23 protein-coding genes are annotated in these 24,048 nt (G+C 69.9%); 10 read left to right on the forward strand and 13 right to left on the reverse strand.

The features are described from left to right. From A5714_RS00995 to tkt, 4 genes are all read right to left on the reverse strand, one after another. Positions 1–524: glucose-6-phosphate dehydrogenase assembly protein OpcA (locus A5714_RS00995; RefSeq protein ID WP_197513494.1), on the reverse strand; the 524-nt coding region annotated here is incomplete at its 3' end. A gap of 49 nt (positions 525–573) precedes the next feature. Next, complete coding sequence (gene zwf, locus A5714_RS01000) at positions 574–2,118, reverse strand: glucose-6-phosphate dehydrogenase (protein ID WP_068067286.1); 1,545 nt, start codon at positions 2,116–2,118, stop codon at positions 574–576. After that, positions 2,115–3,236 carry a transaldolase gene (gene tal / locus A5714_RS01005; protein WP_068067289.1) on the reverse strand — a complete coding sequence of 374 codons (1,122 nt, stop codon included), beginning with the start codon at positions 3,234–3,236 and terminating at the stop codon, positions 2,115–2,117. Before tal ends, zwf begins: the two co-directional genes overlap by 4 nt. 13 nt (positions 3,237–3,249) lie before the next feature. Further along, positions 3,250–5,340, reverse strand: coding sequence for a transketolase (gene tkt, locus A5714_RS01010; RefSeq protein ID WP_068281883.1), 2,091 nt, complete (start codon positions 5,338–5,340; stop codon positions 3,250–3,252). A 257-nt stretch (positions 5,341–5,597) separates the two neighbouring features. On the opposite strand from tkt, the gene A5714_RS01015 reads away from it, so the two are divergent. Continuing rightward, positions 5,598–6,524, forward strand: coding sequence for a heme o synthase (locus A5714_RS01015; RefSeq protein WP_068281886.1), 927 nt, complete (start codon positions 5,598–5,600; stop codon positions 6,522–6,524). Here A5714_RS01015 and A5714_RS01020 read toward each other — a convergent pair. Continuing rightward, positions 6,521–7,495 carry a quinone oxidoreductase gene (locus A5714_RS01020; RefSeq protein ID WP_068281888.1) on the reverse strand — a complete coding sequence of 325 codons (975 nt, stop codon included), beginning with the start codon at positions 7,493–7,495 and terminating at the stop codon, positions 6,521–6,523. The two genes, A5714_RS01015 and A5714_RS01020, sit on opposite strands and share 4 nt — an antisense overlap. A gap of 19 nt (positions 7,496–7,514) precedes the next feature. Here A5714_RS01020 and A5714_RS01025 point away from each other — a divergent pair, with 19 nt between their 5' ends. After that, entirely contained in the window at positions 7,515–8,189 is a 675-nt protein-coding gene (locus A5714_RS01025; protein ID WP_068281890.1) for a hypothetical protein, read from the forward strand. On the opposite strand, the gene A5714_RS01030 is transcribed toward A5714_RS01025, so the two are convergent. From A5714_RS01030 to mptB, 4 genes are all read right to left on the reverse strand, one after another. Beyond that, positions 8,127–9,068 carry a heme A synthase gene (locus tag A5714_RS01030; protein WP_156747115.1) on the reverse strand — a complete coding sequence of 314 codons (942 nt, stop codon included), beginning with the start codon at positions 9,066–9,068 and terminating at the stop codon, positions 8,127–8,129. The genes A5714_RS01025 and A5714_RS01030 overlap by 63 nt on opposite strands. A gap of 159 nt (positions 9,069–9,227) precedes the next feature. After that, positions 9,228–10,019 carry an ABC transporter permease gene (locus A5714_RS01035; RefSeq protein ID WP_068281894.1) on the reverse strand — a complete coding sequence of 264 codons (792 nt, stop codon included), beginning with the start codon at positions 10,017–10,019 and terminating at the stop codon, positions 9,228–9,230. Beyond that, positions 10,016–10,957: an ABC transporter ATP-binding protein gene (locus A5714_RS01040; RefSeq protein WP_068067314.1), complete on the reverse strand. Its 942-nt coding sequence runs from the start codon at positions 10,955–10,957 to the stop codon at positions 10,016–10,018. The genes A5714_RS01035 and A5714_RS01040 overlap by 4 nt, the downstream gene beginning before the upstream one ends. After that, positions 10,954–12,651, reverse strand: a complete 1,698-nt coding sequence (mptB, locus tag A5714_RS01045) for a polyprenol phosphomannose-dependent alpha 1,6 mannosyltransferase MptB (RefSeq protein WP_068281896.1) — start codon at positions 12,649–12,651, stop codon at positions 10,954–10,956. The genes A5714_RS01040 and mptB overlap by 4 nt, the downstream gene beginning before the upstream one ends. Positions 12,652–12,695: 44 nt before the next feature. Between mptB and A5714_RS01050 the strand changes: the two genes are divergently transcribed. From A5714_RS01050 to A5714_RS01080, 7 genes are read left to right on the forward strand one after another with little or no spacing between them, the layout of a single operon-like run. Beyond that, positions 12,696–13,460 carry a metalloregulator ArsR/SmtB family transcription factor gene (locus tag A5714_RS01050; protein WP_156747113.1) on the forward strand — a complete coding sequence of 255 codons (765 nt, stop codon included), beginning with the start codon at positions 12,696–12,698 and terminating at the stop codon, positions 13,458–13,460. Positions 13,461–13,515: 55 nt separating this feature from the next. Then, a complete protein-coding gene (gene sufB / locus A5714_RS01055) occupies positions 13,516–14,955 on the forward strand; it encodes a Fe-S cluster assembly protein SufB (protein ID WP_068067319.1) in 1,440 nt (479 codons plus the stop codon). Continuing rightward, the gene (sufD, locus tag A5714_RS01060; protein ID WP_068281898.1) at positions 14,955–16,142 is read left to right on the forward strand and encodes a Fe-S cluster assembly protein SufD; all 1,188 of its coding nucleotides are present in this window, start codon (positions 14,955–14,957) and stop codon (positions 16,140–16,142) included. Before sufB ends, sufD begins: the two co-directional genes overlap by 1 nt. After that, positions 16,142–16,924 carry a Fe-S cluster assembly ATPase SufC gene (gene sufC / locus A5714_RS01065; protein ID WP_068067325.1) on the forward strand — a complete coding sequence of 261 codons (783 nt, stop codon included), beginning with the start codon at positions 16,142–16,144 and terminating at the stop codon, positions 16,922–16,924. Before sufD ends, sufC begins: the two co-directional genes overlap by 1 nt. 2 nt (positions 16,925–16,926) lie before the next feature. Next, the gene (locus tag A5714_RS01070) at positions 16,927–18,186 is read left to right on the forward strand and encodes a cysteine desulfurase (protein ID WP_068281900.1); all 1,260 of its coding nucleotides are present in this window, start codon (positions 16,927–16,929) and stop codon (positions 18,184–18,186) included. Then, positions 18,183–18,662 carry a Fe-S cluster assembly sulfur transfer protein SufU gene (gene sufU / locus A5714_RS01075; protein ID WP_082959505.1) on the forward strand — a complete coding sequence of 160 codons (480 nt, stop codon included), beginning with the start codon at positions 18,183–18,185 and terminating at the stop codon, positions 18,660–18,662. The genes A5714_RS01070 and sufU overlap by 4 nt, the downstream gene beginning before the upstream one ends. Then, complete coding sequence (locus A5714_RS01080; protein ID WP_068067331.1) at positions 18,659–19,006, forward strand: metal-sulfur cluster assembly factor; 348 nt, start codon at positions 18,659–18,661, stop codon at positions 19,004–19,006. The genes sufU and A5714_RS01080 overlap by 4 nt, the downstream gene beginning before the upstream one ends. A 28-nt stretch (positions 19,007–19,034) precedes the next feature. Here the strand turns inward: A5714_RS01080 and A5714_RS01085 are convergent, their stop codons facing one another. The 4 genes from A5714_RS01085 to A5714_RS01100 all read right to left on the reverse strand — a co-directional run bounded on the left by A5714_RS01085 (position 19,035) and on the right by A5714_RS01100 (position 23,459). Next, complete coding sequence (locus tag A5714_RS01085; protein ID WP_156747116.1) at positions 19,035–19,715, reverse strand: DUF5666 domain-containing protein; 681 nt, start codon at positions 19,713–19,715, stop codon at positions 19,035–19,037. 141 nt (positions 19,716–19,856) lie between these two features. Next, complete coding sequence (locus A5714_RS01090; RefSeq protein ID WP_369829406.1) at positions 19,857–20,522, reverse strand: hypothetical protein; 666 nt, start codon at positions 20,520–20,522, stop codon at positions 19,857–19,859. Positions 20,523–20,718: 196 nt separating this feature from the next. Next, the gene (locus A5714_RS26845; protein ID WP_231975711.1) at positions 20,719–21,549 is read right to left on the reverse strand and encodes a DUF5666 domain-containing protein; all 831 of its coding nucleotides are present in this window, start codon (positions 21,547–21,549) and stop codon (positions 20,719–20,721) included. Positions 21,550–21,629: 80 nt separating this feature from the next. Next, complete coding sequence (locus A5714_RS01100) at positions 21,630–23,459, reverse strand: acyl-CoA dehydrogenase (RefSeq protein ID WP_068281905.1); 1,830 nt, start codon at positions 23,457–23,459, stop codon at positions 21,630–21,632. Positions 23,460–23,693: 234 nt separating this feature from the next. Here A5714_RS01100 and trxA point away from each other — a divergent pair, with 234 nt between their 5' ends. After that, the gene (gene trxA, locus A5714_RS01105) at positions 23,694–24,047 is read left to right on the forward strand and encodes a thioredoxin (RefSeq protein WP_068074998.1); all 354 of its coding nucleotides are present in this window, start codon (positions 23,694–23,696) and stop codon (positions 24,045–24,047) included. The last annotated feature ends 1 nt before the right edge of the window (position 24,048 follow it).

A 24,048-nucleotide genomic window follows, 5' to 3' on the forward strand; every position in this document is an offset into this window, starting at 1 on the left:
GCCCACGCCAGATCGGTGTCCCCGGCGGTGTAGCCCGACAGCCGGCTCTTGATCGCCGACAGCGGGTCGACACCGTTGGTGGCATCGGTGATCCGGCGAATCGCCAACTTGCCCAACGGATCCTGGGCCGGTTGGGCCGGGGCGATGTCGGGCCACCACGCCACCACCGGGATGTCGGGCAGCAGGAACGGGGTGACCACGCTGGCGGCGTGTCCGGCCAGCGGGCCGGACAGGTTGAGGATCAACACCTCGCTGGCGCCGGTGTCGCCGCCGGCGCGCAGCTGCGCGTCCAGCCGCGGCTTGTCGGCGTACGGGTCGCCGCGCATCGTGACGATGATCCGGCTGGGGTGTTCGTGACTGGCGTTGTTCGCCGCCTCCAGCGACTGCTCCAGGATGGCGTCGTTCTCCGGCGCGATGATCAGCGTCAGGACCCGGCCCATCGTCACCGCGCCGACCTTTTCCCGCAGCTCGTCGAGTTTCTTGTTGACCGCGGTGGTGGTGGTGTCCGCCATGTCGATAATCACGGGCGCCGCTCCTCCCCATCGCTTCGCTCTGCATCGTCGCCGGCGCGAATCACGGGCGCCGCCATTCCCGCCCCGTGCGGCGCAGCATGGCGAACGCCGAGTCCGGGCCCCAGGTGCCCGCCTCGTACGGTTCGGGCTTACCGTCGGCGGCCCAATTCTCGAGGACGGGATCCAGTATCTCCCAAGCCAATTCGACCTCTTCGTTCACCGGGAACAGGGACGGCTCACCCAGCAGCACGTCGAGGATCAGCTGCTCGTAGGCTTCGGGTGACTCCTCCGTGAACGCCGAGCCGTAGGAGAAGTCCATGTTGACGTCGCGGACCTCCATCGCGGTGCCCGGCACCTTGGAGCCGAACCGCAGCGTGATGCCCTCGTCGGGCTGCACCCGGATCACCATCGCGTTGGCACCCAGCTCGTCGGTCATCGTCGCGTCGAACGGCAGGTGTGGCGCCCGCTTGAAGACCAGCGCGATCTCGGTGACCCTGCGCCCCAACCGTTTTCCCGTGCGCAGATAGAAGGGCACGCCCGCCCAGCGGCGGGTGTCGACCTCCAGGGTGATGGCGGCGAACGTCTCGGTGCTGGAGTCCTTCGCGAACCCCTCCTCGTCGAGCAGTCCGACGACCTTCTCCCCGCCCTGCCACCCCGCGGTGTACTGCCCGCGGCTGGTGGTCTCGTCCAGCGGCTGGGCCAGGTGCGTGGCGGAGAGCACCTTGATCTTCTCGGTCTGCAGCGCAGTGGGATTGAAGCTGACGGGCTCCTCCATCGCGGTCAACGCCAGGAGCTGCATCAGGTGGTTCTGGATGACGTCGCGCGCCGCGCCGATGCCGTCGTAGTAACCGGCGCGTCCGCCCAGGCCGATGTCCTCGGCCATGGTGATCTGCACGTGGTCGACATAGTGCGAGTTCCAGATCGGGTCGAACAGCTGGTTGGCGAAGCGCAGCGCCAAGATGTTGCGGACCGTCTCCTTGCCGAGGTAGTGGTCGATCCGGAACACCGCCTCCTCCGGGAAGACAGCGTTGACGGCCTTGTTCAGCGCCTGCGCGCTCTCCAGGTCGTGCCCGAACGGCTTCTCGATCACCACCCGGCTCCATCGGTCGCCCTGCGGGCGCGCCAGACCGGACTTGTGCAGCTGGTCGCACACCACCGGGAACGACTTCGGCGGGATCGCCAGGTAGAAGGCGTGATTGCCGCCCGTGCCCCGCTCGGCGTCGAGCTTGTCCAGCGTCTCGGCGAGCCGGCCGAAGGCTTCGTCGTCATCGAAAGATCCTGGGACGAAACGGAATCCCTCGGCCAGCCGCTCCCAGTTCTCCTCCCGGAACGGGGTCCGGCAGTGCTCCTTGACGGCCTGGTAGACCACCTTGCGGAAGTCCTGGGTCTCCCAGTCCCGGCGGGCGAAGCCCACCAGCGAGAAGCTGGGCGGCAGCAGCCCGCGGTTGGCCAGGTCGTAGATGGCCGGCATCACCTTCTTGCGGGCCAGGTCGCCGGTGACGCCGAAGATCACCATGCCGCACGGGCCGGCGATCCTCGGCAGTCGCTTGTCTCGCTTGTCCCGCAGCGGATTGCGCCAGTCGGGCGCGGTGCGAGCAGAACTCATTTGGCGGCGGAGTCCAGCTGTTTCTGGGTTTCCTCCAGCAATTCTTTCCAGGAATCGACGAACTTCTCCACGCCCTCGTTTTCCAGCACCTTGAAGACGTCGGTCAGGTCGATGCCGAGCGCCGAGAGCTTGTCGAACACCTCTTGCGCGGCGTCGGCGGTGCCGGTGACCGTGTCGCCCTTGATCTCACCGTGGTCGGCGACCGCGTCGATGGTCTTCTCCGGCATGGTGTTCACCGTGTTCGGGGCGACCAGCTCCGTGACGTAGAGGGTGTCGGAGTAGTCCGGGTTCTTGACACCCGTCGACGCCCAGAGCGGACGCTGGACCCGGGCGCCGTCGGCCTTGAGCGCCTCGAAGCGCTCGCCGCCCTCGAACACCTCCTGGTAGGCCGCGTACGCCAGGCGGGCGTTGGCCACCCCGGCCTGGCCGAGCAGCGCCTTGGCATCGTCGGAGCCGATCTTTTCCAGCCGCTTGTCCACTTCGGTGTCTACCCGTGAGACGAAAAACGATGCGACGGAATGGATCTTGGACAGGTCGTGGCCGTTCTTGCGCGCCTTCTCCAGACCTTCGAGGTAGGCGTCCATCACCTGACGGTGCCGCTCGACGGAGAAGATCAGCGTGACGTTGACCGAAATCCCTTCCGCCAGAACGGCGGCGATGGCCGGAATGCCCGCCTTGGTGGCCGGAATCTTGATGAACAGGTTCGGGCGGTCGACGATCTTCCACAGCTCGACGGCCTGGGCGGTGGTCTTGTCCGTCTCGGCCGCCAGTCGCGGGTCCACCTCGATGGAGACCCGGCCGTCCACGCCGTCGGACGCCTCCCACTCCCGCTTCAAGACGTCGCAGGCGTTGCGGACGTCGTCGGTGGTGACCGTGCGGATGGTGGCCTCGACGTCGGCGCCGCGCTCGGCCAGCTCGGTGATCTGGCCCTCGTATGAGTCGCCCTCGGCCAGGGCCTTCTGGAAGATCGACGGGTTAGTCGTTACTCCGACAACGCTTTTCGTGTCGATGAGCTCTTGGAGGTTGCCCGACTGCAGCCGCTGGCGCGACAGGTCGTCCAGCCACACGGAGACGCCCGCTGCGGACAGTGCCGCCAGGTTGGGGTTTTGACTGGTCATGAGACCACCCTTTCTAGTTGTCGACTACTTGCTCCGCGGCATCGGCGACGGCCTCGGGGGTGAAACCGAACTCCCGGAACAACGTCTTGTCGTCCGCGGACTCTCCGTAGTGCTCGATCGACACGATCCTGCCGGTGTCGCCGACCAGTTTGTGCCAGGGCTGCGCGACGCCGGCCTCGACCGCCACCCGGGCGGACACCGACGGGGGCAGCACGCTGTCGCGGTACTCCTCCGGCTGCGATTCGAACCACTCCACACACGGCATGGACACCACGCGCGCGGTGATGTCCTTGTCCGCCAACAGTTTTTGCGCACCGACGGCCAGTTGCACCTCGGAGCCGGTGGCGATCAGCACCACGTCGGGCTCGTCGCCGCCGGCGTCGCCGAGGATGTAGCCGCCGCGGGCGACGCCCTCACGGCTGGTGCCCTCGAGCACCGGCACGCCCTGGCGGGTCAGGATCAAACCGACCGGGCCGCTGCCGTTGCCGCGGGCCAGCGTGGTGTGCCACGCGTAGGCCGTCTCGTTGGCGTCCGCCGGGCGCACCACCGACAGGTTCGGGATGGCGCGCAGCGCCGCAAGGTGCTCGATCGGCTGATGCGTCGGGCCGTCCTCGCCGAGCCCGATCGAGTCGTGCGTCCACACGTAGATGGTGTCGATGTCCATCAGCGACGCTAACCGCACCGCCGGGCGCATGTAGTCGGAGAACTGCAGGAAGGTGGCGCCGTACGCCCGGGTGGGGCCGTGCAGCACGATGCCGGACAGGATGGCGCCCATCGCGTGCTCGCGGACCCCGAAGTGCAGGGTGCGGCCGTACCAGTGGGCGGTGTAGTCCTTGGTCGAAATCGACGGCGGCCCAAAGGAATCGGCGCCCTTGATGGTGGTGTTGGTGCTGCCCGCCAGGTCGGCCGAGCCGCCCCAGAGCTCCGGCAGCTTCGGTCCCACCGCGTTGAGCACCTCGTTGGACGCCTTGCGGGTGGCCATCGCGTCGGAGCCGGGCTCCCAGTGCGGCAGGTCGGCGTCCCAACCGTCGGGCAGCTCCTCGGCGGTCAGCCGGTCCAGCAGCTTCTTGCGCTCCGGCTCACGCTCGGCCCAGGCGTCGAAGTCGGCCTGCCACTTCTCGTGCGCTTCCTTGCCGCGGTCGACCAGCTTGCGGGTGTGGGCGATGACGTCGTCGCGGACCTCGAACTTCTTCTCGGGGTCGAAGCCGAGGATCTCCTTGACGGCGGCCACTTCCTCGTCGCCCAGCGCGGCGCCGTGCGCCTTGCCGGTGTTCATCAGCTTGGGCGCGGGATAGCCGATGATGGTGCGCAGCGAGATGAACGACGGCCGGTCGGTGACGGCCTTCGCGTTGGCGATGGCCTCCTCGATGCCCACCACGTTCTCGCCGCCCTCGACCTCCTGCACGTGCCAGCCGTAGGCGCGGTAGCGCGCGGCGGTGTCCTCGCACAGCGCGATGTTGGTGTCGTCCTCGATCGAGATCTCGTTGTGGTCGTAGAACACGATGAGGTTGCCCAGCTGCTGCACCGCGGCCAGCGACGACGCCTCGGAGGTGACGCCCTCCTCGATGTCCCCGTCGGAGGCCACCACGTAGATGAAGTGGTCGAACGGGCTGGTGCCCGGCGCGGCGTCCGGGTCGAACAGGCCACGCTCGTAGCGGGCCGCCATCGCCATCCCGACCGCGGACGCGAGGCCCTGGCCCAGCGGGCCCGTCGTGATCTCGACGCCCTTGGTGTGGCGGAACTCCGGGTGGCCGGGGGTCTTGGAGCCCCAGGTGCGCAGCGCCTCGATGTCGGAGAGCTCCAGCCCGAACCCGCCCAGGTACAGCTGGATGTAGAGCGTCAGGCTGCTGTGCCCGCAGGACAGGATGAACCGGTCGCGGCCCAGCCAGTAGGTGTCACTGGGGTCGTGCCGCATCGCCCGCTGGAACAGGGTGTAGGCCAAGGGCGCCAGGCTCATCGCCGTCCCGGGGTGGCCGTTGCCGACCTTTTGCACCGCGTCGGCGGCCAGCACCCGGATCGTGTTGACGGCGTCCGAGTCGATCTCGGACCAGTCGTCGGGAAGGTGCGGTTGGGTCAGCGTGGAGATCTCTTCGAGTGTCGTCACAGACTTCAGTCCTTGGGGTCATCGAGCTGATCAATCCCACCCTAGTGGGGAAGCGCCGGCTTCTGCAGTGCAGGTTTTCGGGTACCCACCACCGGCCTGTGTGAAAATTACGCGTTGGCCGTCAGCCGTTAACATTCAGTTCGGGATTCTGGGAGAAAGCTGCCTGTGGGCACCCGCGGGCGGGCCATTGCCGGCAAGCGGTCTACCATCGTGCGTAGTAGATGCTGCGCGCCGCTGCGACCCCGAGGAGTTATTGCGTGAGAGTTCGCGGGCGCGCCGCGCCGAGCCACTTACCGAGCCGGATCCGGGGCACGGTGCTGGCCTATCTGGCGCTGACCAAGCCGCGGGTCATCGAGCTGCTGCTCGTCACCGCCATCCCGGCGATGCTGCTGGCACACCGTGGCGCGGTGAACCCCCTGCTGATCGTCAACACGCTGATCGGCGGCATGCTGGCCGCGGGCGGCGCCAACACGCTCAACTGCGTGGCCGACGCCGACATCGACAAGGTGATGAAGCGTACGGCGCGCCGGCCGTTGGCCCGCGCGGCCGTGCCGACGCGCAACGCGCTGATCCTCGGCCTGGTGCTCACCGTGAGCTCGTTCGCGTGGCTGTGGTGGACGACGAACCTGCTGTCCGGCCTGCTGGCCCTGGCGACGATCGCGTTCTACGTGTTCGTCTACACGCTGCTGCTCAAGCGGCGCACCTCGCAGAACGTGGTGTGGGGCGGCGCGGCCGGCTGCATGCCCGTGATGATCGGCTGGTCCGCGGTCACCGGCACCATCAGTTGGCCGGCGTTGGTCATGTTCGCGATCATCTTCTTCTGGACGCCGCCGCACACCTGGGCGCTGGCTATGCGTTACAAGGACGACTATAAGGCGGCCGGGGTCCCGATGCTGCCGGCCGTCGCGACCGAACAGCAGGTCACCAAGCAGATCCTGATCTACACCTGGTTGACCGTCGCGGCCACCTTCATGCTGGCCCTGGCAACGGGCTGGCTGTACGCGGCGGTGGCCGTGCTGGCCGGGGTGTGGTTCCTGGCGATGGCGCACCAGCTGTACTCCGGGGTGCGGGCCGGCCAGCCTGTCAAGCCACTGCGGTTGTTCTTGCAGTCGAACAACTATCTCGCCGTGGTGTTTTGCGCGTTGGCGGTCGACTCGGCGATCGCGCTGCCGCACCTGTTCTAGGGCAGCAGCACGACCGAGCCCGTGGTCTTGCGGCCGTGCAGGTCCTCGTGGGCCCGCGCCGCCTCGGCGAGCGGGTAGCGCCCGCCCACCTCGACGGAGATGGACCCGCCGGCGATCGCCTCGAACAGTTCGGTGGCCCGCCAGCGGAACTCGTCGGCCGTGCGGATGAAATGGGCCAGCGACGGCCGCGTCAGGAACACCGACCCGGCCGCGTTGAGGCGCTGCGGGTCGAACGGCGGGACGGGGCCGCTGGCCGCGCCGAAGAGCGCCAGGGTGCCCCGCACGCGGAGGCTGGCCAGGCTGGCGTCGAACGTCGTCGCCCCCACGCCGTCGTACACCGCGGCGACGCCGGCGCCGTCCGTCAGCGCGCGCACCCGCTCCCCGAACGCCGCCGGGTCGTCGGGGTAGTCGAGCACCTCGTCGGCCCCGGCCTCGCGCGACACGTCGGCCTTCTCCGGGGTCGAGACCGTCGTGATGACCCGCGCGCCGAGCGCCTTGGCCCACGGCGTGAGGATCAGGCCGACGCCTCCGGCGCCCGCGTGCACCAGCACGGTGTCGCCCTCGCTGACCGGGTACACCGACTTGACCAGGTAGTGCGCGGTCAGCCCCTTGAGCAGCACCGATGCGGCCACGTCGGACGGCACCCCGTCGGGCACCTCCGCGGTGAGCGCCGCGGGCGCCGTCGCGAACTCCGCGTAGCCGCCGGAGGCCGACGCGCTGGCCACCCGCTCGCCGACTGCGAAGCCCGCCACCCCCTCGCCGACGGCCGCGACCGTGCCGGCGAGCTCCGAGCCCAGGATGAACGGCAGCTCGCGGGGGTACTGGCCGGACCGGAAGTAGGTGTCGATGAAGTTGACGCCGATCGCCTCGGCCTTGATCAGCACCTCACCCGGCCCGGGCGTGGGCTGCGGCCTCTCGACGTAGCGCAGGACTTCGGGGCCGCCGGTTTCGCTGACTTCGATTGCGTGCATGTGCTTATCATGCCCGGGCATGAAACTCGCCCGACCGGACATCTTCCATCCGCGCATCGTGCTGGCCGGGTCCGGCGGTGACGCCGACGACGCGGGCCTGCTGCCGGCGCTGCGGCGCCGGGGCCTGCACGCCCGATGGCTGCCCTGGGACGACCCGCGGACCCGGGACGCCCACCTGGTGATCCTGCGGGACGCCCCCGACCGGGCCGGGCGGCTCGACGAGTTCCGGGCGTGGACCGTGTCGGTGGCCAACCTGCTCAACCCGCCGGACGCCGTCGTCTGGAATCTGGGCGAGCGGTACCTGGACGACCTCGCCGTGGCGGGCGTCCCGACGGGGCAGGGCGGGGGTTCAGAGATGGCGCTGGTGTTCCTGGCCGCCGAGCCGTCGCACGCATTCGCCGGCGCGCGGCCCCTGGAGCCGGACTTCGCGGTGTGGGACCTCGGTCGGGCCGCCCTCGCGGCGGCCGCCGATCGCCTCGGCGGCGCCGCCGAGAACCTGCTGTGCGCCCGGGTCGACGTGCGCGGTGACCGGGTGAGCGGGCTGGACCTCGTCGCGCCGCCGCTGGGCTGGCGGCTGCTGGACGACGCCGCCCGCGACCTCGGCCAGCGCCGGTTCGCGCTGGCCGTCGAATCAGCCTGCGAGCGGCTCGGGCTGGGCCCGCTCTCGCGTCGCGATGCGCAGAGAGGCCCATAGGGCTGCTGTGGCGGCGGTGCAGGCCGCGGCGCCCGCGACGTGCAGCGCGACCAGCGCGGCGGGCACGCCGGTGAAGTACTGCGCGGTCCCGACGCCGGCCTGGGCGACCACCAGGGCGAGCAGCACCGCCAGCCGCCGCAGCACGGGCCGCGCAGCGCGCACGGCCAGCAACCCGAAGCCCAGCCCGACCAGCAGCGCCAGGTAGGCGATGAGCAGCGACGAGTGGGCGTGCACCAGCGTGTCGACCTCGACCTTGAGCCGCGGCACCGTGCGGGTGGGGCTACGGTCGCCGGCGTGCGGCCCGGCGGCGGTCACCAGCGTGCCGGTGACCAGGACGGCGGCCAGGTTCAGCCCGATCAGGCCGGTCAGCGCGCGCAGCGCCACGGGCACCCGCCGCTGCGCCACGCCGTCGTCGGGCTCGCCGATCTTGACGAACAGCAGCACCGCCAGCCACACCATGGTCATCGATGTCAGCAGGTGGATGGCGACCGTCCACCACAGCAGGCCGGTGCGCACGGTGATGCCGCCGATCACCGCCTGGACCACCGTGGACACCGGCATCAGCCAGGCATAGACGAGGACCTCGCGGCGCCGCCGCGCCCGGACCACGGCGAGCACCGCCAGCGCCGCGGCGAGCACGACGGCGAAGGTGATCATTCGGTTGCCGAACTCGACGGCCTGGTGAATGCGGGGCACCTCGGCGTGGGCCACCGGAGTGAAGCTGCCCGGGAAGCACTGCGGCCAGGTGGGGCAGCCCAGGCCCGACGCGGTGACCCGCACGATCGCCCCGGTGACCGCGATCCCGCCCTGGGTGAGGACCACCGCCGCGGCGATGAGCCGCTGAACGCGCAGGCTGGGGTCGGGGAGCAGGTCCACCAACCGCCTCAGCGTTCGTCCGACGGGCACGGCCCCGATCGTAGGCCACCGGCAACTACGGCCTGTAGTAAGGCGGCTGCGACGAGATTGCCGTCATGGCTGCGCTTGCCGCCGCGCCGCGACCATGGCGGCAATCTCGGCGAGCGGTCGCGCCGGGGCGGCTCAGGTGAAGCGGAACCAGCGCCGCGCGCCCAGCGCGGCGAGCAGCCCCCACGCCGCGAGGACGGTGAGCCCGAACCAGTCGACGGAGAGCACCATCGCCCGCGACAGCGCCTCGGTAAGCGCGCCCGACGGCGTCAGCCGGGCCGCCCATTTGACCCCCGTGGGGATCATCTCGGTCTGCACCGTCAGCGCGCCGAGCCCGGCGAAGACGAACCACAGCAGGTTGGCCACCGCCAACACGATCTCGGCCCGCAGCGTCCCGCCCAGCAGCAGCCCGAGCGCCGCGAACGCGGCCGTGCCCAGCGCGATGACCGCCGCGCCGAGGGCCAGGCCGGCCGGCGCGGGCCGCCAGCCCAGCGCGAACCCGATGCCGCCCAACAGGATCGCCTGCAAGAACACCACCGTGACGACGGCCATCGACTTGCCGGCGATGATGCCCCAGACCGGCAGCGGCGTGGCCCCCAACCGCTTGAGCGCCCCGTAGCGGCGGTCGAAGGCGACGGCGATGGCCTGCCCGGTGAACGCGGTGGAGATCACGGCGAGGGCCATGATGACGGGGACGAACGTGGCGGCGCGGTTGTGGCCGAACGACCCGAACGGCAGCAACGTGAGGCCGACCAGCAGGGTGATCGGGATGAACATGGTCAACAGCAGCTGTTCGCCGTTGCGTAGCAGCAGCTTGAGCTCCAGCTGGAACTGCGCCGCAAGCATTTTCGGGACCGCGCTGGGCCGCGGGTCGGGGGCGAAGGTGCCCGCGGGAAACGCCGGGGCGGTGCTGTCGGTGTCGGTCATGGCCGCAACTTCCTGCCGGTCAGTTCCAGGAACAGGTCTTCCAGGCTGCGCTGCTCGACCCGCAGGTCAGTGGCCAGCACGTCGATCTGCGCGCACCACGCGGTCACCGTCGCCAGCACCTGCGGGTCGACGGGGCCCTCGACCAGGTACTCGCCGGGCGTCACCTCGGTCGCCTTGTAGTCCTCGGGCAGCGCGGCGGTCAGCAACGACAGGTCCAGCCGCGGCGGCGCGCTGAACCGCACCTGGTCCTTGGCGCCGGCGCGGGTCAGCTCCGACGGTGTGCCGCTGGCCACCGTCTCGCCGTGATCGATGATCACCAGCCGGTCGGCGAGCTCCTCGGCCTCCTTGAGCTGATGCGTGGTCAGCACGATCGTCACCCCGTCGCGGCGCAGCGCGTCGATGAGCTCCCACACCAGCAGCCGGGCGTGCGCGTCCATGCCGGCGGTCGGCTCGTCGAGGAACACCAGCTCCGGGCGGCCCACCAGAGCGCAGGCCAGCGCCAGCCGCTGTTGCTGACCGCCCGAAAGCCGGCGGTAGGTGGTGCGGGCGGCGTCGGTGAGGCCCAGCACGTCGAGCAGCCAGGCCGGATCGAGCGGCGCGGCGGCGTAGGAGGCCACCAGTTCCAGCATCTCGCCGGCCCGGGCGGCCGGGTAGCCGCCGCCGCCCTGCAGCATGACGCCGATCCGCGGCCGCAGCCGGGCGTTGTCGGCGATCGGGTCCAAACCCAGCACCTCGATGCTGCCGGCGTCGGGGCGAAGGAAGCCTTCGCACATCTCGACGGTGGTCGTCTTGCCGGCGCCGTTGGGGCCGAGCAAAGCCAGCACCTCGGCGGCGTGCACGTCAAGGTCGAAGTTGTTGACGGCGTTCGTCGACCCGTATCGCTTGCTGACCCCGCGCAGCCGCACCACCGCGTCGGGGAATTGGGGGTCTGAGCTCACGTGGAATCAGCGTAGGCGTCCGGGGCGGCCGCCGCGGTGGGGGTCGGCGCCGGTGCCGGCGGGGCCGCGTCGGCGCCCGGCGTACCGGCGTCCGCCGGCTTGGACTGCAGGCGTCGCCAGGGCAACCGGGTGTAGGTCAGCGCGATCAGGACGACGACGATGGCGGTGCTGGCCAGCGTGGCGTCGACGATCTGGAAGAGCGCGAAGCGGTCGCCGTTGGCCGTGGGGCCGAAAATGCCTACGACCAGGCTGATCACGATGGCCGCCACCCGGAAGCCGGTGCGGGTGGCCCAGGCGGCGAGCGGGATGACGGCCCACAGCAAATACCACGGCTGGACGACGGGGAACAGCAGGACCGTGACGCCCAGCGCGACGCCGAGCCCGCCGATGGGGTGCAGCCGGCCGCGGAAGACGGCCAACAGCAGCCACGCCACCATGACCGTGATGATCAACACACCGATGCCGCGGGTCAGGCCCAGCACGGCGGTGGTGTGGTCGCCCAAGCCCAGCAGGATGCCGACCTGGCCGGTGCCCAGCGCCAGGAGGGTCGGCGGGGACATCCAGCTGCGGACCACGTTGGCGGTGCCCAGCGTGTAGATCCAGCCGAAGCCCAGTCCGCTGGCCCAGCCGACGAGGGCCATCACCGCCAGGGTCAGCCCCGTCATCGCGGCGCCCGCCACCAGCAGCGCGCGCAGCGTGCCGCCGCACCGGTGGGCCAACGCCATCGTGACGAACCCGAGCGCCAACAGGGAGGGCAGCTTGACCTGCGACGACAGCACGATCAGGATCGCGCCGGCGACCAGCATGCCCAGCGGCTCCCAGTCCGGGCCGGGCCGCCAGGACGCGGGCCACAGGTGCGGGGCGTCGATGCCGCGCAGCGCGAACTCGGCGCCGGCCAACATCAGGCCCAGCATCAGCGCCTCGTTGTGGACCCCGGCCACCAGATGCATGATCAGCAGCGGGTTGGCCGCCCCCAGCCACAGCGCGCTGACCTCCGCGACGCCGCAGCGCCGCGCCAGCCGCGGCGTCGCCCACACGATCAGTCCCACGCCCAGCAGTTCCACCAGCCGGTGGCACAGCACGGCGGCGACGATGTTCTCGCCGGTGAGCGCCGAGATGCCCCGCCCGATCCACAAGAACAGCGGGCCGTAGGGCGCCGGCGTCTCGCGCCACAGCGTCGGCACGGACAGCGTGAACACATGTGACAGCCCGAGCCCGGACGCGGGGCCCACCCGGTACGGGTCCAGCCCCTCCAGGGAGATCTGGCTCTGGGCCAGGTAGGAGTAGACGTCCTTGCTGTACATCGGCGGCGCGATCAGCAGCGGCAGCGTCCACAGCAGCAGCGTGCGATCCAGCTCGCCGCGCGACATCCGCCTGGGGCCCAGCGCGAATCGGCCGAGCATCAGCCAGGCCAAGGCCATCATCACCGCGCCGGTCGTCGTCATGGTCAGCGACACCGTCTGGATGCGCGACGGCAGGTTGAGCAACCGGACCCCGAACGTCGGGTCCTGCACCACCGGGCGCGCCCCGGCGCCCAGCGCGCCGATCGCCATCAGCACGGTGCCGCTGGCCCCGAACAGGCGCGTGCGCTGCAGCGCGGTGAGCTCGGTACCGTTGAGCGGCGACCCCACCGCCTGCTCGTCGCCGTGCAAGCTGGCGATCGACGAGCTCAGCGTGTGGTGGCGGACTGCCATCCCAGCAGCGTAAGCCCCGGCGAGATCGCGGGTCGGTGTGACCAGTGCAACGCCTAGGCAGGGCACCCTTGCTAGACCGGCGTGCGGAATTGCGTCACACTGGTGTTGTGAAAATCGGAACCGGCCCCGATGCCGCCGCGGTGGGCGCGGCGGACGGGCAGACGCGGCGCGCCATCGTGCGTCTGCTGCTGGAGTCCGGTTCGATCACGGCGGGTGAGATCGGCGAGAGGCTGGGCCTGGCCGCCGCCGGTGTGCGGCGCCACCTCGACGCCATGACCGACGCGGGTGACGCCGAGTCGGTGCCCGCCGCGGCGTGGCAGCAGGCCGGCCGCGGGCGTCCCGCCAAGCGGTTCCGGCTGACCGCCGCCGGTCGTGCCAAGCTGGGGCACGCCTACGACGATCTGGCCGCCGCGGCCATGCGGCAGCTGCGCGAGATCGGCGGTGAGACGGCGGTGCAGGCGTTCGCGCGGCAGCGCATCGACACGATCCTGGCGGATGTCGCGCCGGCCGACAGCGCCGCCGAGGCCGACGTCGAGGCGGCGGCCGAGAGGGTGGCCGGCGCGTTGACCAAGGCCGGTTACGTGGCCACCACGACGCGGGTCGGCGGGCCGATCCACGGCGTGCAGATCTGCCAGCACCACTGCCCGGTATCGCACGTCGCCGAGGAATTCCCGGAGCTGTGCGACGCGGAGCGCCAAGCTATGGCGGAGGTGCTGGGCACGCATGTGCAGCGGTTGGCGACCATCGTCAACGGCGACTGCGCGTGCACCACGCACGTACCGCTGGCGCCCGCACCCAGCACGACCTAGCAGCACGCGGCGCGCAGCCCGCGCCGTCAAACACGAGCATCAAAGGAGCGTCCCCATGACTCTCACGCCCGAGAAGTCCGGCGAGTCGATGACCCAGGAAGAGGCCATCGCCTCCCTGGGCCGGTACGGCTACGGCTGGGCGGACTCCGACGTCGCGGGCGCCAGCGCCCAGCGCGGGTTGTCCGAGGCGGTGGTCCGCGACATCTCGGCGAAGAAGAGCGAGCCCGAGTGGATGCTGCAGACCCGCCTCAAGGCGCTGCGCATCTTCGACCGCAAGCCCATGCCGGGGTGGGGCTCCAACCTCGGGGGCATCGACTTCGACAACATCAAGTACTTCGTGCGCTCCACCGAGAAGCAGGCCGCCAGCTGGGAGGACCTGCCCGAGGACATCCGCAACACCTATGACCGGCTGGGCATCCCGGAGGCCGAGAAGCAGCGCCTGGTCGCCGGTGTCGCCGCGCAGTACGAGTCCGAGGTGGTCTACCACCAGATCCGCGAGGACCTCGAGGCGCAGGGCGTCATCTTCCTCGACACCGACACGGGCCTGCGCGAACACCCGGAGATCTTCCAGCAGTACTTCGGCACCGTGATCCCGGCCGGGGACAACAAGTTCTCCGCGCTCAACACCGCGGTGTGGAGTGGCGGCTCGTTCATCTACGTCCCGCCCGGCGTGCACGTCGACATCCCGCTGCAGGCCTACTTCCGGATCAACACCGAGAACATGGGCCAGTTCGAGCGGACGCTGATCATCGTCGACGAAAACGCCTACGTGCACTACATCGAGGGCTGCACCGCACCGATCTACAAGTCGGACTCGTTGCACTCCGCGGTGGTCGAGATCATCGTCAAGCCGGGCGGCCGGTGCCGGTACACGACCATCCAGAACTGGTCGAACAACGTCTACAACCTGGTCACCAAGCGCGCGCGGGCCGAGGCCGGCGCCACCATGGAGTGGGTCGACGGCAACATCGGGTCCAAGGTGACCATGAAGTACCCGGCGGTCTGGATGACCGGCGAGCACGCCAAGGGCGAGGTGCTCTCGATCGCGTTCGCGGGCGAGGACCAGCACCAGGACACCGGCGCCAAGATGCTGCACCTGGCGCCCAACACGTCGAGCAACATCGTGTCCAAGTCGGTGGCCCGCGGCGGCGGGCGTACCTCCTACCGCGGCCTCGTCCAGGTGAACAAGGGCGCGCACGGCTCGCGGTCCAGCGTGAAATGCGATGCGCTGCTGGTCGATACGGTCAGCCGCAGCGACACCTACCCGTATGTCGACATCCGCGAGGACGACGTCACGATGGGCCACGAGGCCACCGTCTCGAAGGTGAGTGACAACCAGCTGTTCTACCTGATGAGCCGCGGGCTGACCGAGGACGAGGCGATGGCCATGGTGGTGCGCGGCTTCGTCGAGCCGATTGCCAAGGAACTGCCCATGGAGTACGCGCTCGAGCTCAACCGGCTGATCGAGCTGCAGATGGAAGGCGCGGTCGGCTAGTGACGGGATTGACTGAGGCGGTTGAGGGTTCGACCCTCGCCGCCGCCAACAAGGGGGAGCTGTTCGCCTCCTTCGACGTCGACGCGTTCGAGGTCCCGCACGGCCGCGACGAGATCTGGCGGTTCACCCCGTTGCGGCGCCTGCGTGGCCTGCACGACGGGTCCGCCGCCGCCACCGGGGCGGCCGAGATCGCGGTCGGTGACCATCCCGGCCTGCGTGTCGAAACCGTGCGCCGCGGCGACGAACGCCTGGGCCAGGGCGGCGCGCCCACCGATCGTGTTGCCGCACAAGCATTCTCGTCCTTCGACTCCGCCACGCTGGTCACCGTGCCTCGCGACACCCAGATCGCCGAGCCGGTGACGATCACGGTCACCGGCCCCGGTGCGGGCGCGGTGGCCTACGGGCATCTGCAGGTCCGGGTCGAAGAGCTCGCCGAGGCGGTGGTGGTCATCGACCTGCGCGGCGGCGGCACCTACGCCGACAACGTCGAATTGCTCGTCGGCGACGCCGCCCGGCTCACCGTGGTGTGGCTCGCCGACTGGGCCGACGACATGGTGCACGTCAGCGCGCACCACGCGAAGCTCGGCAAGGATGCGGTGCTGCGCCACGTCGCCGTCACCCTGGGCGGCGAGGTGGTGCGGCTGACGGCCAACGTGCGGTATTCCAGCCCCGGCGGGGACGCCGAGCTGCTGGGCCTGTACTTCGCCGACGCCGGCCAGCACCTCGAATCGCGGCTGCTGGTCGACCACGCCCAGCCGCACTGCAAGTCCAACGTGCTGTACAAGGGTGCCCTGCAAGGGGATTCGGAGTCGTCGCTGCCCGATGCGCACACCGTGTGGGTGGGTGACGTGCTGATCCGCGCCGACGCCACGGGCACCGACACCTTCGAGATCAACCGCAACCTGGTCCTCACCGACGGGGCGCGCGCCGATTCGGTGCCCAACCTCGAGATCGAGACCGGCGAGATCGTCGGCGCCGGGCACGCCAGCGCCACCGGGCGTTTCGACGACGAGCAGCTGTTCTACCTGCGTTCCCGCGGCATCCCGGAGGACCAGGCCCGCCGGCTGGTCGTCCGCGGCTTCTTCGGCGAGATCATCTCCAAGATCGCGGTCCCCGAGATCCGCGAACGCCTGACCACGGCCATCGAACACGAATTGGCCATCACCGAATCGAAAGCAACAGCCTGATGACGACTCTGGAAATCAAAGACCTGCACGTCAGCGTCGAGAACCCCAACGGCGCCGAGGGCGAGCGCGACATCCCCATCCTCAACGGCGTCGACCTGACCGTGAAATCCGGTGAGACGCATGCCTTGATGGGGCCCAACGGCTCCGGCAAGTCGACCCTGTCGTATGCGATCGCCGGGCACCCGAAGTACCGGGTGACCTCCGGGTCCATCACGCTCGACGGGGCGGACGTCCTGGCCATGAGCGTCGACGAGCGGGCGCGGGCCGGCATCTTCTTGGCCATGCAGTATCCCGTCGAGGTGCCCGGCGTCTCGGTGTCCAACTTCCTGCGGTCGGCGGCCACCGCCGTGCGCGGCGAGGCCCCGAAACTGCGGCACTGGGTCAAAGAGGTCAAGGCCGCGATGGGCTCGCTGGAAATCGACCCCGTCTTCGCCGAGCGCAGCGTCAACGAAGGCTTTTCCGGTGGTGAGAAGAAGCGCCACGAGATCCTGCAGCTCGAACTGCTCAAGCCCAAGATCGCGATCCTCGACGAAACCGACTCCGGCCTGGACGTCGACGCGCTGCGCGTGGTCAGCGAGGGCGTGAACCGCTACGCCGAGGCGGAGAACGGCGGGGTGCTGCTCATCACCCACTACACCCGCATCCTGCGCTACATCCGCCCGCAGCACGTGCACGTCTTCGTCTCGGGCCGCATCGCCGAGTCCGGCGGCCCCGAGCTGGCCGACGAGCTCGAGCAGAACGGTTACGTCCGCTTCTCGCAGGCCGCCGCCACGGGGGTGTAACGATGACGGCGACGCAGCTGGACCTCGCGGCGATCCGCGCCGACTTTCCGATCCTCAAACGTGTCATGCGGGGCGGAAACCAGTTGGCCTACCTGGATTCCGGCGCGACGTCGCAGCGACCGCTGCAGGTGCTCGACGCCGAGCGGGAGTTCCTGCTGACCTCCAACGGGGCGGTGCACCGCGGCGCGCACCAGCTGATGGAGGAGGCCACCGACGCCTACGAGCAGGGCCGCGCCGACATCGCGGCGTTCGTCGGTGCGCACGCCGACGAACTGGTGTTCACCAAGAACGCCACCGAGGCCCTCAACCTCGTGTCGTATGTGCTGGGCGACGACCGGTCGGAGCACTCCGTCGGGCCCGGTGACGTCATCGTCACGACCGAGCTGGAGCACCACGCGAACCTGGTCCCCTGGCAGGAGCTGGCCCGGCGCACCGGGGCGACGTTGCGCTGGTACTCGGTTGTGTCCGACGGACCCGACGCCGGACGCATCGACCTGGACTCGCTGCAGCTCGACGAGCGCGTGAAAATCGTTGCCTTCAGCCATCATTCGAACGTCACCGGCGCGGTGGCGCCGGTGGGCGAGCTGGTGTCGCGCGCTCGGGCCGTGGGCGCGCTCACCGTGCTGGACGCCTGCCAGTCGGTGCCGCACCAACCGGTCGACTTCCACGCGCTCGGCGTCGACTTCGGGGCTTTCTCCGGGCACAAGATGCTGGGCCCCAACGGCATCGGCGCGCTCTATGGCCGGCGTGAGCTCATGTCCGCGCTGCCGCCCTTCCTCACCGGCGGCTCGATGATCGAGACGGTGACCATGGAGGTCAGCAGCTACGCACCGGTGCCGCAACGGTTCGAGGCCGGCACGCCGATGACCTCCCAGGTGGTCGGGTTGGGCGCGGCCGCACGCTATCTCGGGGCCATCGGCATGGCCGCCGTCGAGAACCACGAGCGCGAACTGGTCGCCGCGGCCCTCGACGGGCTGGCCGGCATCGAGGGCGTGCGGATCGTCGGGCCCACCTCGATGGAGAACCGCGGCTCGCCGGTGTCGTTCGTCGTCGACGGCGTGCACGCGCACGACGTCGGGCAGGTGCTCGACGACGACGGCGTCGCGGTGCGGGTGGGGCATCACTGCGCGCTGCCGCTGCACCGCCGGTTCGACGTCGCCGCCACGGCGCGGGCGTCGTTCGCGGTCTACAACACCGCCGACGAGGTCGACCGCTTGGTGGCGGGCGTCAAGCATGCGCTGAAATTCTTTGGGAGAGGCTGACATTGCGTCTGGAGCAGATCTATCAGGACGTGATCCTCGATCACTACAAGCACCCGCAGCATCGCGGGCTGCGTGAGCCGTTCGGCGCCGAGGTCTACCACAAGAACCCCGTGTGCGGCGACGACGTGACCCTGCGCGTCGCGCTGTCCGACGACGGCGAGACCGTCACCGACGTCTCGTACGACGGGCAGGGTTGCTCGATCAGCCAGGCGGCCACGTCGGTGCTCACCGAGCAGGTGATCGGCAAGAGCGTCGGCGACGCCCTCAAGACGGTCACCGCCTTCAGCGAGATGGTGTCCTCCCGCGGCACCATCGAGGGGGACGAGGACCTGCTGGGCGACGGCGTCGCGTTCGCCGGCGTCGCGAAGTACCCGGCCCGCGTGAAGTGCGCGCTGCTCGGGTGGATGGCCTTCAAGGACGCGCTGGCTCAGGCCGGCGCCGGTGCCGAACCAACCAACGAAAGCGATCGAGCATGAGCGAAACCAGTGCACCCAGCGACGAATTTCTCTTCGACCTCGAGGAGGCGATGCGCGACGTCGTCGACCCGGAACTGGGCATCAACGTCGTCGACTTGGGGCTGGTCTACGGCCTGAACGTCGAGCAGGGCGACGAAGGCACCGTCGCCCTGATCGACATGACCCTGACCTCGGCGGCATGCCCGCTGACCGACGTCATCGAGGACCAGTCCCGCAGCGCGCTGGTCGGCAGCGGCCTGGTCAACGACCTGCGCATCAACTGGGTCTGGAATCCCCCGTGGGGCCCGGACAAGATCACCGAGGACGGCCGCGAGCAGTTGCGCGCCCTCGGCTTCACCGTCTGAGGCCGGCTCGCGGGTTCCGGCGCGCCAGCTAGCCGCCGTGCCCGTGGTGGGGGCCGCCCTCGCAGGTGCCGTCATGCGCCGGCCGCAGCTCGATGCGAGACGCCTGCAGCGCCCCGCCGCCGCCGATGCTGCCCTGCGCCGTCAGGCACTTGCCCTGCGTGATCGCCTGGGTCGTGGCGGCGGACTGCTTGGTGTAGCGCGTCTTGTCGGTGACGGTCACGGTGGTCGGCGAGGACCCGCTGACCGTGATGGTGTTGCCGGCGACCGAGGCCACCGTGCCGCTGACACCCGGCGTCCCCGGTTTCGGCGGCTGCTTGGGCTGCGGGCAGGTGCCGTTAGCGGCGGGGCTGATGCGCACCGCGGCCGCGGCCTGCGGGTTGTCTCGGGTGGGCCGGATCGAGACGCAGCTGCCGGCGGTGACGTCGGGCAGGGCGGCCGGGGTGACCTCGCTGATCGCGGTCGAGGCCGAAAAGTCCACTGTGGCATTGCCGTTCGGTTGTGTCACCTGTGCGGCGTCGCCGGACACCGACGAGATGAGACCGGCGACCTTGCCCTTGCCGCCGGGCGCCTGCGCTTGCGCCGTCGTGGAACCGGTCGGGCCGGCGGACTGCGACGGTGCGGCGGTGTTCGAACTGCCACAGGCGGCGACGGACAGGGCGGCGACGCCCGTGGCGGCGAGGAGGCCGAGCCGCGTCAGCCGTGGTGTCAACGAGCGTGCAGTATTCACGATCCCCCCAGAGGTGGTTGCGCGGGCGCGTCGATGGCCCGTGCTTTCAGGGTCGGGGGAGTTCCTAGGCGCGCGGTGTAGGCCGCCTGTGCGGTGGGTGTGACGCTCGACCGGCGGTCCGCGTTAGAGGTGGAAATGAAGGTGGGGCAGGTGCAGATGGTGGTGCGGGCGGCCCATCGGCGGGCATGTCTGCACGCTGATCATCGTCGCGTGCAGCACGCCGCCGTCCTGGGTCCCTTGCGCTCCGATGCACTTGCCGTCCGTGATCGCCTGGGCGTCCGTCGGGGTTTGCCGCTGATACGACGTCGACCCGGTGACGGTCACGTCGGTGGCGGCGCCAGGTCCCGCGGGGCCGAGGCCGCGGACCGCGATCGTCGTGCCCGAGACCGACGCGACCGTGCCGTAGAAGCCGGCCGGCGGCGGACACCCGCCGTCGGTAGCGGCGATGATCGTGACCGCCTGCGCCGTGATGGCGCCCGGTGAGGCGGCGCTCTGCGGGGTGGCGCGGACGTTGACGCAGCTGCCGGGCGTCACGTCGGAGAGGTTCGCCGGGGTGACGTCGACGACCCGTGTCTGGGGTGCATACCCCACCGTGGCGGACCCGGTCCGCGTGCGCAGCGCCACCACGTCGTCGGAGTTGGACTGCACCATGCCCTCGACGTAATCCTTGCCGACCGGAGGGGGTGGCGGTGCCGGCGGCGGGGCGGCGGTCGGTGCCCCGCCGGGCCCCGCGGCGGTCGCGGCCGGGGGAGCACTGCTGGTGGCGCCGTCATGCGAGGAGCCACACATGGCCACGCACAGCGCGACGACGGCGATGACGACGCCGAGCGCAATGCGCGCCCGTCGGTCCTGGAGGGAAAGCGTGGGCACAGTCGTACTCCGATCCTGCCGCCCCACGCGAAGGTACCCGCGGGACGCGGCCTTAACACCGCGCCCCGCGAGTGATGACGATCTCAGTCGGTCACGAGCCGACGTCAGCGGGCGACTACCGGCCCGGCTGTCCCGACGGCGTGGGCTGCCCCGACGGGGCCGGCTGCCCGGACGGGGTGGGCTGCCCGGACTGGCCGGCCTGCCACGGCTTCCCACATTTGCCGTCGACGGCCTGGCGCAACTTAATGCTGGTGGCCTGCAGCGTGCCGCCGTTGTCCAGCGTCCCCTTCGCGCCCAGGCACTTGCCCGGGGCGATCGCGTCGGTGGTCGACGAGGACTCCTTCGAGTACTTGGTCTTGTCGTCGACCGTCACCGGCGTCTGCGTCGTGTTGCCGTTGGGATCGGTGCCGGTGACGTTGATGGTGTTACCGGTGACCGACCCCACCGCCCCGCGGACCTTGGCCGGCGGCGGCGGCCCGGGGGGCGGGGTGCTTCCCGCGCCCGGCGCGTGGTCGGCGGGCTTGGGGCAGGTGCCGTTGACCGACTGGGTGACGCCGACCCACGCCGCGGTGACCGGTTGGCCGGGCTGAGTCCCGTCGGTTGGCCGCACGGTGACGCAACTGCCCGCGGTTACGTCGGTCAGCGTGGCGGGAACGGACTCGGTGATCTTGGTCGTCGAGGTGAACGTCACCGCAGCGGTGCCGCTGTCCTCCTTGGTCACCTGAATGGAATTGCCGGCCACCGACGCGATGAGGCCGTGCACCTTGGCCTCGGCGTTCGGCGACGGCGACGTGGTCGTCGAGGTGACGACCGAGGTCGAGGTCGACGTTGACGCGGGGCCCGACTTGTTCGACGAGCCGCAGGCGGTCATCGACAGCGCGGTGGCGCCCGCCACCGCGAAGACTGCGAATCGGGTGAGCCGGGGTGCAGGACAGCTGGTGGACATCAATGTTCTCCCATTCGTCGTTGAAGACCCAACGAGTGGGTATTACCCCTCGCGCCTGTGCGTAAGCTGTGCGTCGCAGGTCAGAAGGCGCTTTCGGACACGCGCATGATCTCGTCGTCGAGGTTCTCGAGGATGCCGCGCACGGCCGTCAGCCGCGGCAGCATGTTCTTGGCGAAGAACGTCGCGGTCGCGATCTTGCCCCGGTAGAACGGTTCGTCGGTCCCGGCGTCGCCGGCCTCCAGCGCGGCGTGCGCGGCGCCGGCCTGCACCAGCAACCGCCAGCCGATGAGCAGGTCACCGACCGCCATGAGGTACTGCACCGAGCCGAGGCCCACCTTGTAGATCGCGGTCGGGTGCTCGGCGGCGGACATGAGGTAGCCGGTGAGCGCGCCGGTCATTGCGGTGACGTCGTCGAGCGCGGTGTGCAGCGACGCGGCCTGCGGTTTGAGCGCCTCGGCACAGGTGTCGACGGTCCGGCTGATCTGCGCCGTCACGAACTGCAGTGCCTCGCCCCGGTCGCGGACGATCTTGCGGAAGAAGAAGTCCAGCGCCTGAATCGCCGTGGTGCCCTCATAGAGCGAATCGATCTTCGAGTCGCGGATGTACTGCTCCAGCGGATAGTCCTGCAAGAAACCCGATCCACCCAACGTCTGGAGCGACTCGGTGAGCACCTCGTAGGCGCGCTCGGAGCTGACGCCCTTGACGATCGGCAGCAGCAGATCGTCGACGCGGTGCGCCATGTCATGGTCCGCACCCGTAACATGTTGCGCCACAGCATCATCCTGGTGCGCGGCGGCGTACAGGTAGAGCGCCCGCAGCCCCTCTGCGTAAGCCTTCTGCGTCATGAGGCTGCGTCGCACGTCGGGGTGGTGGATGATCGTCACCCGCGGCGCGGTCTTGTCCGACATCTGCGTCAGGTCCGCGCCCTGCACCCGCTCCTTGGCGTATGCCAGCGCATTGAGGTAACCGGTGGACAGCGTGCCGGCGGCCTTGACACCGATCGTCATCCGCGCCTGCTCGATCACGGTGAACATCTGCGCGATACCGCGGTGCACGCCGCCGACCAGGTAGCCAACCGCGGGCAAACCCGTTGCGCCGAAGGTCAATTCGCAAGTGGGGGAGGACTTGATGCCCATCTTGTGTTCCACCCCGGTGACGAAGACACCGTTGCGCGCGCCGAGCTCGAAGGTGTCGGGGTCGAACAGGAAGTTGGGGACGTAGAACAGGCTCAGCCCCTTGGTGCCCGGACCGGCGCCCTCGGGGCGGGCCAGCACCAGGTGGAAGATGTTCTCGGCGGTGTCGCCGACGTCGCCGCCGGAGATGAACCGTTTGACGCCCTCGATGTGCCATGTGCCGTCGGGCTGTTCGACTGCCTTGGCGCGCCCGGCCCCGACGTCGGAGCCGGCGTCGGGCTCGGTCAGCACCATGGTGGCCGCCCAGCCCCGCTCGACGCCCTCGGCCGCCCAGCGCCGTTGCTCCTCGTTGCCCTCGATGTACAAGGCTTGCGCCATGAACGGGCCCAGGCAGTAGAAGTTGGCCGAAGGGTTGGCGCAGATCAGCATTTCGTTGACCGCCCACGCGAGTGGCGGTGGGGCGGGCATGCCGCCGATCTCCTCGGCCAGCCCCAGCCGCCACCAACCGGCCTCCTTGAGCGCCGCGACGGTCTTGGCCAGCTCGTCGGGCACGGTGATCTTGTGCTCGGCGGGATCGAAAACGGGCGGGTGACGGTCGGCGAACGCGAACGACTCCGCCACCGGGCCCTCGGCCAGCCGAGCGGCTTCGGACAGGATCGTGCGGACGGTTTCCTCGTCGAGGTCGCCGTAGCCACCGGTGCCCAGAACCGCGCCGATGTCGAGGACTTCGAAGAGGTTGAACTCGAGATCACGGACGTTAGCGATGTAGTGGCCCAACGGATTCCCCTCACTCGTCCTCGTGCGGGCGGCTGCTGGGCCTCAGTCTGTCCGACGCGGGAAAACCTCCGCAACCGTAACCTGCGACGCCCGACGCGCGGGTGCTACGCATGCAGGCGCCGGCCGGTTGGCTTGCGCTGCGGCTAAGCCGTTGCGGCAACGCCCGCTGTGCCGCCGGTCACATCGGTCTCCGGCCGCGGGAACACCGGGTGGTCCTGCCGCGTTGGCTAACTTGTGACAACACTCGATCTCACCGCCGACAAGTTCAACGAAACCATCGAGGGCAACGACATCGTGCTCGTGGACTTCTGGGCGTCCTGGTGCGGCCCATGCCGCCAATTCGGGCCGACGTTTCAGGCGTCGTCGGAGAAGCACCCCGACATCGTGCACGCCAAGGTCGACACCGAGGCCGAGCAGCAGCTGGCCGCGGCCGCCCAGATTCGGTCCATTCCCACCCTGATGGCCTTCAAGAAGGGCAAGCTGCTGTTCAACCAGGCCGGGGCGCTGCCGCCGGCGGCTCTCGAGGACCTGGTGCAGCAGATCAAGGACTTCGACGTCGAGGCCGCCGCCGCCGACTCCGCCGAGTAGC

The sequence above is a fragment of the Mycobacterium sp. E2462 genome, from assembly GCF_001672685.1.
Classification (GTDB): domain Bacteria; phylum Actinomycetota; class Actinomycetes; order Mycobacteriales; family Mycobacteriaceae; genus Mycobacterium.